This is a genomic window from Enterobacter cloacae complex sp. CDL013 (assembly GCF_049238805.1).
In the GTDB taxonomy this organism is placed as follows: domain Bacteria; phylum Pseudomonadota; class Gammaproteobacteria; order Enterobacterales; family Enterobacteriaceae; genus Enterobacter; species Enterobacter hormaechei_C.
Genome location: NZ_JBMKGT010000002.1, coordinates 122,917 through 137,396, shown reverse-complemented (window position 1 = coordinate 137,396; position 14,480 = coordinate 122,917). Strand labels below are relative to the sequence as shown.

General features: G+C 56.0%; 14 protein-coding genes. 6 read left to right on the top strand and 8 right to left on the bottom strand.

Features of this window, described 5'->3' with window-relative positions:
* Nucleotides 1-123 precede the first annotated feature (123 nt).
* On the top strand, nucleotides 124-3,237 hold the full coding sequence (gene acrD, locus ACOTXD_RS03685; protein ID WP_003863561.1) for a multidrug efflux RND transporter permease AcrD: 3,114 nt from the start codon (nucleotides 124-126) through the stop codon (nucleotides 3,235-3,237).
* 110 nt (nucleotides 3,238-3,347) lie between these two features.
* Here the strand turns inward: acrD and ypfM are convergent, their stop codons facing one another.
* On the bottom strand, nucleotides 3,348-3,407 hold the full coding sequence (gene ypfM, locus ACOTXD_RS03680) for a protein YpfM (RefSeq protein ID WP_015572204.1): 60 nt from the start codon (nucleotides 3,405-3,407) through the stop codon (nucleotides 3,348-3,350).
* A 387-nt stretch (nucleotides 3,408-3,794) separates the two neighbouring features.
* Between ypfM and ACOTXD_RS03675 the strand changes: the two genes are divergently transcribed.
* The 3 genes from ACOTXD_RS03675 to ACOTXD_RS03665 are packed head-to-tail and all read left to right on the top strand — an operon-like array spanning nucleotide 3,795 to nucleotide 5,504.
* A complete protein-coding gene (locus ACOTXD_RS03675; RefSeq protein WP_015572203.1) occupies nucleotides 3,795-4,151 on the top strand; it encodes an ArsC family reductase in 357 nt (118 codons plus the stop codon).
* Between the two features lie 3 nt (nucleotides 4,152-4,154).
* The gene (dapE, locus tag ACOTXD_RS03670; RefSeq protein WP_003863566.1) at nucleotides 4,155-5,282 is read left to right on the top strand and encodes a succinyl-diaminopimelate desuccinylase; all 1,128 of its coding nucleotides are present in this window, start codon (nucleotides 4,155-4,157) and stop codon (nucleotides 5,280-5,282) included.
* A 24-nt stretch (nucleotides 5,283-5,306) separates the two neighbouring features.
* A complete protein-coding gene (locus tag ACOTXD_RS03665) occupies nucleotides 5,307-5,504 on the top strand; it encodes a YpfN family protein (RefSeq protein ID WP_000383991.1) in 198 nt (65 codons plus the stop codon).
* Nucleotides 5,505-5,602: 98 nt separating this feature from the next.
* Here the strand turns inward: ACOTXD_RS03665 and ypfH are convergent, their stop codons facing one another.
* The 6 genes from ypfH to dapA all read right to left on the bottom strand — a co-directional run bounded on the left by ypfH (nucleotide 5,603) and on the right by dapA (nucleotide 12,060).
* Nucleotides 5,603-6,298: an esterase gene (gene ypfH / locus ACOTXD_RS03660; RefSeq protein WP_061856666.1), complete on the bottom strand. Its 696-nt coding sequence runs from the start codon at nucleotides 6,296-6,298 to the stop codon at nucleotides 5,603-5,605.
* A gap of 73 nt (nucleotides 6,299-6,371) precedes the next feature.
* On the bottom strand, nucleotides 6,372-8,318 hold the full coding sequence (locus ACOTXD_RS03655; protein WP_061856667.1) for a tRNA(Met) cytidine acetyltransferase TmcA: 1,947 nt from the start codon (nucleotides 8,316-8,318) through the stop codon (nucleotides 6,372-6,374).
* Nucleotides 8,318-9,187 carry a neutral zinc metallopeptidase gene (locus ACOTXD_RS03650; RefSeq protein WP_126501120.1) on the bottom strand — a complete coding sequence of 290 codons (870 nt, stop codon included), beginning with the start codon at nucleotides 9,185-9,187 and terminating at the stop codon, nucleotides 8,318-8,320. The genes ACOTXD_RS03655 and ACOTXD_RS03650 overlap by 1 nt, the downstream gene beginning before the upstream one ends.
* A 120-nt stretch (nucleotides 9,188-9,307) precedes the next feature.
* Nucleotides 9,308-10,021, bottom strand: coding sequence for a phosphoribosylaminoimidazolesuccinocarboxamide synthase (purC, locus tag ACOTXD_RS03645; RefSeq protein ID WP_001171626.1), 714 nt, complete (start codon nucleotides 10,019-10,021; stop codon nucleotides 9,308-9,310).
* Nucleotides 10,022-10,130: 109 nt separating this feature from the next.
* Complete coding sequence (bamC, locus tag ACOTXD_RS03640) at nucleotides 10,131-11,165, bottom strand: outer membrane protein assembly factor BamC (RefSeq protein WP_061856668.1); 1,035 nt, start codon at nucleotides 11,163-11,165, stop codon at nucleotides 10,131-10,133.
* 16 nt (nucleotides 11,166-11,181) lie between these two features.
* Nucleotides 11,182-12,060: a 4-hydroxy-tetrahydrodipicolinate synthase gene (gene dapA / locus ACOTXD_RS03635; protein WP_003860542.1), complete on the bottom strand. Its 879-nt coding sequence runs from the start codon at nucleotides 12,058-12,060 to the stop codon at nucleotides 11,182-11,184.
* Between the two features lie 145 nt (nucleotides 12,061-12,205).
* Between dapA and ACOTXD_RS03630 the strand changes: the two genes are divergently transcribed.
* Together ACOTXD_RS03630 and bcp are read left to right on the top strand one after the other, a co-directional pair.
* Entirely contained in the window at nucleotides 12,206-12,775 is a 570-nt protein-coding gene (locus tag ACOTXD_RS03630; RefSeq protein ID WP_000213743.1) for a glycine cleavage system transcriptional repressor, read from the top strand.
* The gene (gene bcp / locus ACOTXD_RS03625) at nucleotides 12,775-13,245 is read left to right on the top strand and encodes a thioredoxin-dependent thiol peroxidase (protein ID WP_003860544.1); all 471 of its coding nucleotides are present in this window, start codon (nucleotides 12,775-12,777) and stop codon (nucleotides 13,243-13,245) included. The genes ACOTXD_RS03630 and bcp overlap by 1 nt, the downstream gene beginning before the upstream one ends.
* A gap of 82 nt (nucleotides 13,246-13,327) precedes the next feature.
* On the opposite strand, the gene ACOTXD_RS03620 is transcribed toward bcp, so the two are convergent.
* On the bottom strand, nucleotides 13,328-14,392 hold the full coding sequence (locus ACOTXD_RS03620; protein WP_003860546.1) for an AI-2E family transporter: 1,065 nt from the start codon (nucleotides 14,390-14,392) through the stop codon (nucleotides 13,328-13,330).
* Nucleotides 14,393-14,480: the final 88 nt, after the last annotated feature.

The following is a 14,480-nucleotide window of genomic DNA, read 5'->3' as shown; positions in this document are numbered from 1 at the left end:
GAAAAAAGCGCATGATAATTTACATTATCTCCTTTATTTCTCCACGTTTGACCTGGGCCTTACCGCTAAAGTTAGGCGGGCAATAAACAATAATGACGTGCAGCAAAACGAGGTCACACTTTAATGGCGAATTTTTTCATCGATCGCCCCATTTTTGCCTGGGTGCTTGCAATCCTGTTGTGTCTGACGGGTGTCCTGGCGATTACTTCCCTTCCTGTTGAGCAATACCCCGACCTCGCGCCCCCCAACGTGCGTATCACGGCGAACTATCCTGGCGCCTCGGCACAGACGCTGGAAAATACCGTCACGCAGGTTATCGAGCAGAACATGACGGGTCTTGATAACCTGATGTACATGTCCTCGCAGAGCAGTGCCACGGGCCAGGCGACGGTAACCCTGAGCTTTACGGCGGGCACGGATCCGGATGAAGCGGTGCAGCAGGTGCAAAACCAGCTGCAATCGGCCCTGCGTAAACTGCCTCAGGCGGTGCAGAACCAGGGGGTGACCGTGCGTAAAACCGGTGACACCAATATTTTGACCATCGCGTTTGTTTCAACCGATGGCTCGATGGATAAGCAGGACATCGCGGACTACGTCGCCAGTAATATTCAGGACCCGCTCAGCCGTATCAACGGCGTGGGTGATATCGACGCCTACGGCTCGCAGTACTCCATGCGTATCTGGCTGGATCCCAACAAGCTGAACAGCGTGCAGATGACCGCTAAAGATGTCACCGACGCTATCGAATCGCAGAACGCCCAGATTGCCGTGGGGCAGCTCGGCGGTACGCCGTCCGTGGACAACCAGGCGCTTAACGCCACCATCAACTCCCAGTCGCTGCTCCAGACACCTGACCAGTTCCGCAATATTACTCTGCGCGTGAATCAGGACGGTTCGGAAGTGCGTCTGGGGGATGTCGCCACCGTGGAAATGGGGGCGGAAAAATATGACTACCTGAGTCGCTTTAACGGCAATGCCGCGTCCGGACTGGGGGTAAAACTGGCCTCCGGCGCCAACGAAATGGCGACCGCGCAGCGGGTGTTAGAGCGTCTGGATGAACTGTCGCATTACTTCCCGCACGGACTGGAGTACAAAGTCGCCTACGAAACCACCTCATTCGTAAAAGCCTCCATCGAAGATGTGGTGAAAACCCTGCTCGAAGCTATCGCGCTGGTGTTCCTCGTGATGTACCTGTTCCTGCAAAACTTCCGCGCCACGCTGATCCCCACCATTGCGGTGCCGGTGGTGCTGCTGGGAACCTTTGCGGTGCTGTATGCCTTCGGTTACAGCATCAACACCCTGACCATGTTCGCCATGGTGCTGGCCATCGGCCTGCTGGTGGATGATGCCATCGTGGTGGTGGAAAACGTCGAGCGCATTATGAGCGAGGAAGGGCTTTCGCCCCGCGAGGCCACGCGCAAATCGATGGGACAAATTCAGGGCGCGCTGGTCGGTATCGCCATGGTGCTGTCGGCGGTATTTATCCCGATGGCATTTTTTGGCGGCACCACGGGCGCGATTTATCGCCAGTTCTCGATCACCATCGTCTCTGCAATGGTGCTCTCCGTACTCGTGGCAATGATCCTTACCCCTGCCCTGTGCGCGACGCTGCTCAAACCGCTGCATAAGGGCGAACACCACGGTCAAAAAGGCTTCTTCGGCTGGTTTAACCGCATGTTTAACCGCAATGCGGCGCGCTATGAAGCGGGCGTGGGTAAAGTACTGCACCGCAGCGTGCGCTGGATGGTGGTTTATGTCCTGCTGCTCGGCGGCATGGTCTTCCTGTTCCTGCGGCTGCCAACCTCGTTCCTGCCGCTGGAAGATCGCGGCATGTTTATTACCTCCGTACAGTTACCGAGCGGCTCGACCCAGCAGCAGACCCTGAAAGTGGTGCAGAAGGTTGAGAACTACTTCCATACTCAGGAGAAAGATAACGTGGTCTCCGTCTTCTCCACCGTCGGCTCTGGCCCCGGCGGTAACGGGCAGAACGTGGCGCGTATGTTTGTGCGCCTGAAAGACTGGGACCAGCGCGACAGCGATACCGGCTCCTCCTTTGCCATCATTGAGCGTGCAACCAAAGCGTTCAACAAAATCAAGGAAGCGCGCGTTTTCGCCAGCAGCCCGCCCGCCATCAGCGGCCTGGGCAGCTCAGCCGGGTTTGATATGGAGCTTCAGGATCACGCGGGTGCCGGGCATGACGCGTTGATGGCTGCTCGCGATAAACTGCTCGAGCTGGCCGGGAAAGATCCGCAGCTTACCCGCGTTCGTCATAACGGTCTGGATGACAGCCCTCAGCTACAGGTGGATATTGACCAGCGTAAAGCGCAGGCGCTGGGCGTCTCCATCGACGACATTAACGACACCCTGCAAACGGCATGGGGCTCAAGCTACGTAAATGACTTTATGGATCGCGGCCGCGTGAAGAAGGTCTACGTTCAGTCTGCCGCCAAATACCGCATGCTGCCGGACGATATCAACCGCTGGTATGTGCGCAATAACACCGGCGGCATGGTGCCGTTCTCGGCGTTTGCGACGTCACGCTGGGAGACCGGTTCGCCGCGTCTGGAGCGTTACAACGGCTATTCGGCGCTGGAGATTGTCGGTGAAGCCGCGCCGGGCGTCAGTACCGGTACCGCAATGGACATTATGGAAAAACTGGTTCAGCAGTTACCGACCGGCTTTGGCCTGGAGTGGACGGCGATGTCCTACCAGGAACGGCTTTCCGGCGCTCAGGCGCCTGCCCTGTATGCTCTTTCGCTGCTGGTGGTATTCCTCTGCCTGGCGGCGCTGTATGAAAGCTGGTCAGTGCCGTTCTCGGTGATGCTGGTGGTGCCTCTCGGGGTCATCGGCGCGCTGCTGGCAACCTGGATGCGCGGCCTGGAAAATGATGTCTATTTCCAGGTCGGACTCCTCACCGTGATCGGATTGTCGGCAAAAAACGCCATTCTGATCGTCGAATTTGCCAATGAGATGAATGCCAAAGGTCACGAACTGATGGCCGCCACGCTGCACGCCTGTCGTCAGCGCCTGCGTCCGATCCTGATGACCTCTCTGGCGTTTGTGTTTGGCGTCCTGCCGATGGCCACCAGCTCCGGCGCAGGCTCCAGCAGCCAGCACGCAGTGGGTACGGGCGTTATGGGGGGAATGATATCCGCGACGATACTGGCTATCTATTTCGTACCGCTGTTCTTTGTGCTGATACGTCGTCGTTTCCCGCTGAAGGATAAGCCGGAATAACCCGTTGAAATAAAAAAAGGCGGCTTTACAGGCCGCCTTTTTATTGTGTGATTCTTTCACACTATGGTTATTTTAGTTAATTAAGTGCTCTTGCATTTCTTACCGGAAATTCATTTACGAAGCATGCCTTCGATAAAATCTTTCCAGTTCCCCAGTTCACGTTCAATCATAACAACCTCTCTTATTATTATGCGCATTCTACGAAAACGTATCATCATTGTGAAGCCACTTTAACCGATTGCTGTGATTGAGCCCCGCTGTACTGGTAGGTTTAGGATTACTATGAGCGTTGCCGGGTAAATTTTATGTGACCTACAGCAATATTTTGAAATAGTCGGAAAAATGACAGCATTTTTAATTTCCCCCTGAGTGTATTGGCAATTTAAACAGGGTGGACAACTATGCTTAAAAGATGAAAGACTATTCAGCTTACAGCTGTTCGTTGAATTATGGAGAATTGTAAATCCCGAAAAATTCCGAATGTGTTATATTCCACTTAAGGATATATCTTCGAAAATATTGAACATTAAATCCACAAAAGAACAAAAGGATTCACTATGGTTGTGATGTACGGCATTAAGAATTGCGACACGATTAAAAAAGCCCGCCGCTGGCTGGAAGCACACAACATCGACTATCGCTTCCACGATTACCGTGCCGACGGGCTTGACCCCGCGTTTCTCCATTCCGCCATCAACGAACTGGGATGGGAAGCGCTGCTGAATACCCGCGGGACCACCTGGCGAAAACTGGATGAATCTCTCCGGGCCACGATCAACGACGCCGACAGCGCAGCCAAATTGATGCTTGAAATGCCGGCAATCATCAAACGCCCATTGCTCTGCAAGCCAGGTCAGCCTATGCTGCTGGGTTTCAGTGAAACCCTTTATTCAGATTTATTCGTTGAGGTGTAGTCTATGTCATGCCCGGTCATTGAGCTGACTCAGCAGCTTATTCGCCGTCCTTCCCTTAGCCCGGACGACGCAGGTTGTCAGGCATTAATGATTGAGCGCCTGCGTGCCATCGGTTTTACCGTGGAGCACATGGATTTTGGCGATACGCAGAACTTCTGGGCATGGCGTGGTCAGGGGGAGACGCTGGCGTTTGCCGGACATACTGACGTAGTTCCCGCGGGCGACGCAGACCGCTGGATCAACCCGCCTTTTGAGCCGACCATCCGCGACGGCATGCTTTTCGGACGCGGCGCTGCGGACATGAAAGGTTCCCTGGCTGCGATGGTCGTGGCGGCAGAGCGTTTCGTCGCCCAGCATCCGAACCATAAAAACCGTCTTGCGTTTTTGATTACCTCCGATGAAGAAGCCAGCGCCCACAACGGCACCGTGAAGGTCGTTGAGGCGCTGATGGCGCGCAATGAACGTCTGGACTACTGTCTGGTGGGCGAACCGTCCAGCACCGAAGTGGTGGGCGATGTGGTGAAAAATGGCCGCCGTGGATCCCTGACCTGCAATTTGACTATTCATGGCGTGCAGGGCCACGTTGCCTATCCGCACCTGGCGGATAACCCGGTACACCGCGCCGCGCCGATGCTGAACGAACTGGTGAGCATTGAATGGGATAAAGGCAATGAATTTTTCCCGCCAACCAGCATGCAGATAGCCAACATCAAGGCTGGCACCGGCAGCAACAACGTCATTCCCGGCGATCTCTTCGTCCAGTTTAACTTCCGCTTCAGCACCGAACTGACTGACGAGATGATCAAAGCGCGAGTGATTGCGCTGCTCGAGAAATATCAGCTGCGCTATACCCTCGACTGGTGGCTGTCTGGCCAGCCGTTCCTGACGCAGCGCGGTAAACTGGTGGATGCGGTAGTGAACGCCATTGCGCACTATAATGAAATTAAGCCACAACTGCTGACAACGGGCGGCACGTCTGACGGACGCTTTATCGCCCGCATGGGCGCACAGGTTGTCGAACTGGGTCCGGTTAACGCGACGATTCACAAAATCAATGAATGCGTGAACGCTGCCGATTTACAACTGCTGGCCCGCATGTATCAACGTATTATGGAGCAACTCGTCGCCTGACGGGTGCTTAAAGAGGATTAGCGAATGGACTGGCTTTCAAAGTACTGGTGGATTCTGGTGTTGGTATTTCTGGTAGGCGTGCTGCTTAACGTGATTAAAGATCTCAAGCGCGTTGACCACAAAAAGTTCCTTGCCAACAAACCGGATCTTCCGCCGCACCGTGATTTTAACGACAAGTGGGACGATGAAGACGACTGGCCGAAGAAGGACCAGAAGAAGTAATTGTACACACCCCTCACCCCCGGCCCCTCTCCCCAGAGGGACGAGGGGGGTTTTGTTCCCTCTCCCTTTGGGGAGAGGGTTAGGGTGAGGGGAAATGTTTAAATATACTCGACGATATCATCGTCATTCGGCTTCGCGCCGCTGAGCGCTTCATCAAAGTAGTGCTTCGGTACGGTATAACGCAGATGATCGAGCGCGAACTGCATGCTGCGATCGTCAATGGCATGCCCCAGATCGTCTACGATATCCAGCGTCACATCTCCGCCCTCGCGCATCAGCGTCTCCTGGGCGGCTACTGCATGCGAAAGCTCAATTACCCGGTCTTCACCCCCATGAATGAGATGGATCGTGGTCTGCGTGGTCGCGCTTTGCGGTAACGTCGCAAAACGCCCGTTAAAGGCAATCACGCGGGACACCAGTCCGGGCTGCGCTTTTACGCTTTCCAGCGACATGATTGAACCCTGAGAGAAGCCAATCAGCGCCGTTGCGTCGGCGCCTACGCCGCTCTGCTGCTGCCAGTAACGCACGGTATCGATAAAGGCTGGCATAACGGCATCAATACGCGCCTGACGATTCTCCTCCGTCACGCCCTCGACGGAAAACCACTGCCGACCGTCCGGACCGCACGGCTCCACGCCGCCGATGCTGACGATCAGCGCGTGTGGGAAAACGGGTGCAAACCAGCTGCCAATCTGTCCCATATTGACGGCATTGTCGCCCACGCCATGAAACAGAAGCAGGAGCTGTTTAGCAGGCGTATCCGGGCTTTGCACAACAAAATGGTCATGTTTCATGGCGATCTCCTTAATTGATAAGCAGGATTTTACGCCTCTGCGGGGTAATGACCATGCCACTTTACTGAAGAAGTCATTGAAAAAATTGCCATTGCAAAATGTCGGCTTTCAGCTGCTGGCTACGGGAGTAATCAAGCCTTTCAAGCGCGCGTGCGGTTTCCTCGCGTAGCTTCGCCAGCAACGCTTTGCGCCCGAAATCGTGCGTATTCCCTTCCATTTTCCCGCGCAGCGCCGGGAGTGGGATGTCCACGGCTAACACCAATCGCGTTAGCGCCGCAACCGAGGTTGAAAACGCCCGGTGAGCAAAGGCAAACCCCGCCAGCTCCAGCCAGTCATCACTATTAAGGGTAGCTTCCCATGCATCCGTCACCGGGATCTTTTCGCCATTCCAGGCCGACAGGACGCGCATATCACGACATAAACGCTGATGCGCCTGTTCGCAGAGCTGATGCCCCGCCTCGCTCAGCGGCAGCAACGCCATCGCCGTATAGCACCCGCTGCTGGCTTCCCGGTGGCTGCCCATCCGCACCAGCACAAACCCGCACTGCCGCCAGAAACGCCACAGCTCGTCGGTATAGCCAAAGCTGACCGAGAGATAATCTTCTCCGCTGGCACTGCGGATCAGCCGCTGGCCGATGCCTTCCCGCTGGCGATGGGGATGAACCGCAATGCGGCTGACGCGTCGGCCTTTCAGCGTCGCCGCGAGCGGCGAACCGCCGTGCGCCGCCAGCGACTGCGCCACCAGATTTCCACGCGGCCGACGAAACCCCGCCCATACTGCGCGGCTAAGTTCAGGGGGTAATCCCCCCTCCTCCACCAGCCAGAGCGCGCCCGCGATCTCCGCGCCCGCCTGAGCAACAGCAAAGTGCTGGCCGGGGGCGTCCATCATCCGGCGTAAATCGAGGGGGGACGTTCGGTAGTGCGCGGCACACAGCAGTTCATACACGCCTGCCCCGCGCGCCGGATCGTTCTCCCATATCCCGGGCTCCAGCGACGTTAAACGTACCTCCCCTGCCGGTTTGCGATCGATAAGCGCATCGTCGAACAGCAGCGCGTTCGCCACTATCCGCTCAAGGGGGCATCCGGCAGCCCAGCGAACTGGCGTGGATAAGGTATAACGCCGCAGCCCGCTGAACCGGGCGCAGAACTTCAGCAGGAATCCCCTGCCCGTGCCTTCATAACCCTGCACCGTGGTGGTCAGCAACACGCGGGGAAAGCGCGACACCAGCTTCTCCAGCAGCGGGCCGGGGATGGCGGCTGCCTCATCGACAATCAGCCAGTCAGCTTCTGTGGTGGAGGCCAGCAGCGCATCCGGGGCCATAAAGTGAAAATGTTCCCCGGCGAAACGCGCGATGACATCCGTCGCCCCTTTTGCCGGTGCCGTCACTACTGCACTCCCCTGAATGCCGCTCAGCAACATGCCCGCCAGGGCGGACTTTCCCCGTCCGCGCGGCGCCGTCACGGCGGCCACGCCCGCAGGCATGGTCAGAAGAGCGTCGAGGATTTCAGCCTGCTCGCGCTGCGGTTCACCGCTGGCGGGCTGCCAGGCGGGTAAATCTGGCGCAACGGGAAGGCACAGAGGACGATGTTGATGCCAGACGATGGCATCTGAATCGGCGGCAAGCATCCGGCAAAAGTGGTGAACAAAGTGCGGGGTGGCGATCGGCTCTGCGCTGTCGCTCCAGCGCAGAGAATCCCTGTCGGGCCTGTCGGCCCAGACGGAGAACGGCGGCACCAGCAGCACCAGAAGGCTTCCGGCGCGCAGGGTCCCGCTGAGGGCGGCGAAGGCCGAGACGTCAAACCCGTCTCGCGCGTCAAAAACGGCGTGCAGGTATTCACGTCCCAGCAGGCCGCTGATGGCCTTAGAGGGGTTTTCCTCCAGCCACAGCCAGTCTCCTGGAAACGTATCGCGCAGATGGGTCGCCTGGCTCAACGTCCACGCTTCATCGCCGCTGAGCACCACCAGCCGGCGGTGCCCGGTACGCTGAAGCTGGTTAACCAGCTGTTCAAACCCCAACATCACATAGCTTTGCCGAAGGTATTACACTGCGACGGGTTGCCGCTGTCGAAGCCACGCTTAAACCAGCTGTAGCGCTGCTCTGAGGTGCCATGGGTAAAGCTGTCCGGCACAACGCGCCCCTGGCTCTGCTGCTGCAAGCGATCGTCACCAATCGCCTGTGCGGCATTCAGGGCCTCTTCCAGATCGCCTGTTTCCAGCACGCCCTGCTGCTGCATGCTGTGTCCCCAGACGCCAGCGAAGCAGTCGGCCTGAAGCTCCATGCGTACGGACAGACGATTCACCTCCGCCTGAGACGCATTCTGCTGCATCTGACGCACTTTAGGCTCAATGCCGAGGAGCTTCTGCACATGGTGGCCGACTTCATGCGCGATCACGTAGCCCTGGGCAAAATCGCCGTCGGCGCCCAGCTTGCTTTTCATGTCGTCATAGAAGGAGAGATCGATATAGACGGTGCTGTCCGCCGGGCAGTAGAACGGCCCCATAACGGACTGCCCGGTGCCGCAGCCGGCGCGGGTTGCGCCCCGGTACATCACCAGTTTTGGCGGCTGATAAGTCCGCCCCATTTTCTCGAACTGCTGACCCCAGGTATCTTCGGTCGTCGCGAGAATAACGGAAGTAAATTTCGCCGCTTCATCTTCATTCGGGCTGATGGAGCGCTGAGAATACTGCTGCTGTTGCCCGGTTTCACCGGTCATCAAACCGGTCAGGTCGACACCGTAGTAGCCCGCCACCAGCACGACGACCAGCAGAATAATGCCGCCCTTGCCGCTGGGTAACCGGAAACCTGGCCCGCCCATAGACGGACCACCGCCACCGCTGCTGCGTCTGTCTTCTACGTTGTCACTTTCACGACGCCCTTGCCAGCGCATAAACACCTCGAACTATTCCATTTATAATAGCTATGATCGTAGGCGGTTAATGAAAGGATTACCATAGTAAACAAGGATAAGACGCCAAAGGATGCCCACATCCTTTGGCAAATGCGCAGTTTAGTCGAGCTTAACGCCTAAACGGTGAGCAACCGCTTCGTACGCTTCGACCACGCCACCCAGACTCTGGCGGAAACGGTCTTTGTCCATTTTATCCAGCGTCTCTTTGTCCCACAGGCGGCTGCCGTCCGGAGAGAATTCGTCGCCCAGCACCACTTCGCCTTTGTACAGACCGAACTCCAGCTTGAAGTCGACCAGGATCAGGCCCGCGTCATCAAACAGCTTTTTCAGCACGTCGTTGGCTTTGTAGGTCAGTTCCTGCATGCGCGCCAGGTTCTCTTTGCTTACCCAGCCGAAGGTTTCACAGTAGGATTCGTTGACCATCGGGTCATGCATGGCGTCGTTTTTCAGGAACAGATCGAACAGCGGTGGATTCAGTTCGATACCTTCTTCGATGCCCAGACGCTTCACCAGGGAGCCTGCGGCACGGTTACGGATCACGCACTCAACCGGCACCATATCCAGTTTTTTTACCAGACATTCCGTATCGGACAACAACGCTTCCATCTGAGTCGGGATACCGGCTTCGGCCAGTTTGGTCATAATGAAGTGGTTGAACTTGTTGTTCACCATGCCCTTACGATCGAACTGCTCAATGCGTGCGCCGTCTCCTGCTGACGTATCATTGCGGAATTCGAGCACCAACAGATCCGGGTTTTCCGTGCTGTATACGGTTTTCGCTTTGCCACGATACAACTCAGCTTGCTTCTGCATCTTCATTACTCCTGGTGTGATGATTTGTATTCAAAACTGGCCATATTATGCCACGCACACGTTTGCGTAGCACGAAAATAAAAAGGGCTGGATTAACCAGCCCTCACTATTATTTGCTGAATGCGGCCTGGAAGGCAGCGACCAGCGCATCGTTCTGCGCCTGGGTCAGCGTGTATCCTTTCGGATCGATAAATTGCAGGCTGCTGCGGTTATCGAGGTCGCCGACCTGGATTTTGTAGTCACCGGAAGGCAGCTGTGGATCGCTTGCCCCCAACTCCTGCCAGGCGCTATCAGACAGCGGCTTATAGGTCGCTGTGATGCTGCCCGTTGAACGGGTGCTGTCGGTCACCTTCATGCCCACTTTTTCAAGCGTTGCTGGCAGACGCTGCCAGGTCTGGTTAAACGGCGCACGCACCACCAGCATCGGCAGACCGGTATCGTCTGCACCGCTCTGCACGTCAAAGGTTGAGCCGTTACGGTTCTGCGCGGCGTTTGCGGCATCGGTAGCGTTCTTATCCAGACCCGCTGCAATCACGTTCAGCATTTCAGTGCTGTAGCGCTGCATGGCGGACGGATCGGCAACCGGTTTACCTGCCTGCTCAAGATTCAACAGCTTAACGGTAACCGCCTGCTGATAACCCTGCGGCTTAACGGAGACTTGATAACGACCACGGTACTGCTGGTCTTCATCGAGACGGTTCCACTCAATCCAGTCGGTGGTTAAAGCTTGGCTGGCGTCGTCGCGTTTATCAATCGTATAGTTTTTCGACTGAATGACGCTTACAACCTGCGGCCACAGCGTTGTACCGCGTGCGCTTTCCACCAGCAGAGAAGCTGTATCACCGGTGAACTGCGTGCGCGCGCCGCTCACGAGCGCCAGAGGCTGAGCTGGCGGACGAATATCGAGCGCTTTACCCACCAGGCCGCTGCCGTTGGTAACCGGAATATTATAATCACCGTTCTGGATCGGCAGGATCATGCCGGCAGGCGCGTGAAGTTCAGCAAGCGGCGGCGCATCCAGATAGGATTCATCACCGCTCACCTGGCGCTTGTAGCGCGAGTCTGAACTACAGGCAGCGAGGAGCATAACAAGCGAAACACCCGCAACCTTCGCCAGGCGCGACTTCTGTACTGAATAAGCCATCAAATCTCCCTAAACTTTACAGCAAACCGGCATGCTTCAGCGCGCCAGCGACAATTTCACGACCGTGGTCGGTAATCGGTGTCATTGGCAAACGCAGCGTGTCGGTTGCTACAAGCCCCAACTCCTTACATGCCCATTTCACTGGGATCGGATTGGGTTCGACAAATAATTTATTGTGCAACGGCATCAGACGCTGATTAATCACGCGAGCTTCATCAAAGTGACCGGCTGCGGCCAGTTTGCACATGTCAGCCATATCGCGCGCCGCCACGTTCGCCGTCACGGAAATCACGCCGTTACCACCGAGCTGCATAAAGTCCAGCGCGGTCGCATCATCACCGCTCAACAGGATAAAGTCGTCTGAAACCAGCTCTTTGATCTGATGAACGCGGCTTAAGTTCCCTGTCGCCTCTTTAATCCCGATAATATTTTTTACTTTCGAGAGACGGCCAACGGTTTCCGGCAGCATATCGCAACCGGTACGGGACGGCACATTATACAGAATTTGTGGCAAGTCAGTATGTTCAGCGATGGCTTTGAAATGCTGGAACAAACCTTCCTGAGTAGGACGGTTGTAATAAGGGGTCACCGTCAGACAGCCGACAATGCCGCTGTCGTTAAAACGTTGGGTCAGACTGATAGCTTCTGCGGTTGCGTTTGCGCCCGTCCCCGCGATGACCGGAATACGCCCGTCCGCCAGTTCCAGGGTCAGCATCACAACGTCGCCGTGCTCTTCGTGGCTCAGCGTAGCGGATTCACCGGTAGTCCCTACCGAAACGATCGCCGAGGTTCCATTGGCGACATGGTAATCAATGAGCTTCTTCATGCTTGACCGGCAGACATTACCTTTTTCATCCATCGGTGTAACAAGCGCGACAATACTTCCCGTGAACATGAGCCATCCTCTGTGCGAACAAGAGCCTCAATGTTACGTTTGGAACTGTAATAAAAGCAAGCGACCTGAGGCTCTCAGGCGGTTGTATGCATGTTTTTTTTATGCTTTCCTTAGGAAGACTTAACCACGCAAAGGAAGAACAGGTTTGACAACCTCATCACAACATTACCTGGTTATCACTGCGCTGGGTGCTGACAGGCCGGGTATCGTGAATACCATCACTCGCCACGTGAGCAGCTGCGGCTGCAACATCGAAGACAGCCGGCTGGCTATGCTTGGCGAAGAGTTCACGTTCATCATGCTGCTTTCCGGAACATGGAATGCCATTACCCTCATCGAATCTACCCTGCCGCTGAAAGGCGCAGAGCTGGATTTACTGATTGTGATGAAGCGCACCACCGCGCGCCCGCGTCCGGCTCTGCCTGCCACGGTCTGGGTACAGGTTGAAGTGCCTGATTCACCTCATCTGATTGAACGTTTTACGGCGCTGTTTGACAGCCATCAGATGAACATTGCCGAACTGGTTTCCCGCACGCAGCCGGGCGATGAAAACGCAATCCCGACGCTGTTTATTCAAATTACCGCACACAGCCCTGCCTCGCAGGATGCGTCAAATATCGAGCAAGCGTTCAAAGCCCTCTGTACAGAATTACACGCGCAAGGCAGTATAAGCGTCGTCGATTATTCGCAGCACGAACAGGATGGAGTTGAGTAATGAACCCACTGAAAGCCGGTGATATCGCACCGAAATTTAGCTTACCGGATCAAGACGGCGAGCAAGTAAATTTGACCGACTTCCAGGGACAGCGTGTTCTGGTCTATTTCTACCCGAAAGCCATGACCCCGGGCTGTACCGTACAGGCCTGCGGTCTACGCGACAACATGGATGAGTTGAAAAAGGTCGGTGTGGAAGTGCTGGGCATCAGCACCGATAAGCCAGAGAAGCTGTCACGTTTTGCGGAAAAAGAGCTGCTGAACTTCACGCTGCTTTCCGATGAAGACCACCAGGTTTGCGAGCAGTTTGGCGTCTGGGGTGAGAAGTCCTTTATGGGCAAAACGTACGACGGTATTCACCGTATCAGCTTCCTGATTGGCGCTGACGGTAGAGTTGAGCACGTGTTTGATGATTTCAAAACCAGCAACCACCACGACGTGGTGTTGAAGTGGCTGAAAGAAAGTGCCTGAAAGTGAGTGTCGGGTGGCGGCTTCGCCTTACCCGACCTACAAGAATAAGTAGGCCGGGTAAGCGCAGCGCCACCCGGCAAAACTACTTCTCCTCCACCGCCGGCACATCCGGCCACGCGTGGACCACGGCTTTAATCAGCGTCGCCAGCGGAATGGCGAAGAACACGCCCCAGAATCCCCACAGCCCGCCGAAAATCACCACTGACAGGATAATCACCAGCGGATGCAGGTTAACGGCTTCTGAGAACAGCACCGGTACCAGCAGGTTCCCATCCAGTCCCTGAATAATCAGGTATACGGCGAAACAGCTCCAGAACTCCGTACCCAGACCAAACTGGAACAGCGCCACACCGACTACCGGAATGGTCACCACAAACGCGCCGATATACGGGATCAGAACCGAGAATCCGACCAGCACCGCCAGCAGCAGCGAGTAGTTCAGCCCGAAGATCACGAAGCCAATCCAGGTCGCCACGCCCACCACAATCATCTCCAGCACTTTGCCGCGAATGTAGTTGGTGATCTGCTGGTTCATCTCCTGCCAGACCTGACCGGCGAGACCGCGATTGCGCGGCAGCACGCGGCGCACCGCGTTCAGCATCTGCTCTTTATCTTTGACCAGGAAAAACACCATTAGCGGCACGAGAACAAGGTAAACCGCCAGCGTCAGCAACCCCACCAGCGAGGCCAGAGAGTATTTCACCACCGAATCACCCATGGTCATGATGCGGGCGCGCATGTTTTCGGCCATCGCATCAATAATCCCGGCGTCCATCAGCGCAGGATAGCGGCGCGGCAGCGTGGCGGCAAAATCAGACAGTTTATTCAGCATGCCGGGCATATCACGGATCAGGTAGATCCCCTGTTGCCAGGCGATGGGCATCACCACGAAGGACATCAGCAGCAGAATACCGACAAACAGCACCAGGACAATGCTGGTCGCCCAGCGGCGGGAACAGCCGATATGTTCCAGACGCGCGGTGGGCCACTCCAACAGATACGCCAGTACAATCGCCACCAGTAGCGGTGCCAGCAGGCCACTAAAGAAGAACAGGATACCGAATCCGGCAACCAGAATGACCAGCAAAGCAATGGCTTCCGGGTCGCTAAACCGACGCCGATACCACTGCATTAACATTTCGAGCATACAACCCTTCCCTGAATCGAATGGCGGGAGTGAGACGGTGAATTGTATCTAACTGTCACAAAAAAGACTTTCCTTTTTGTTTCACTGT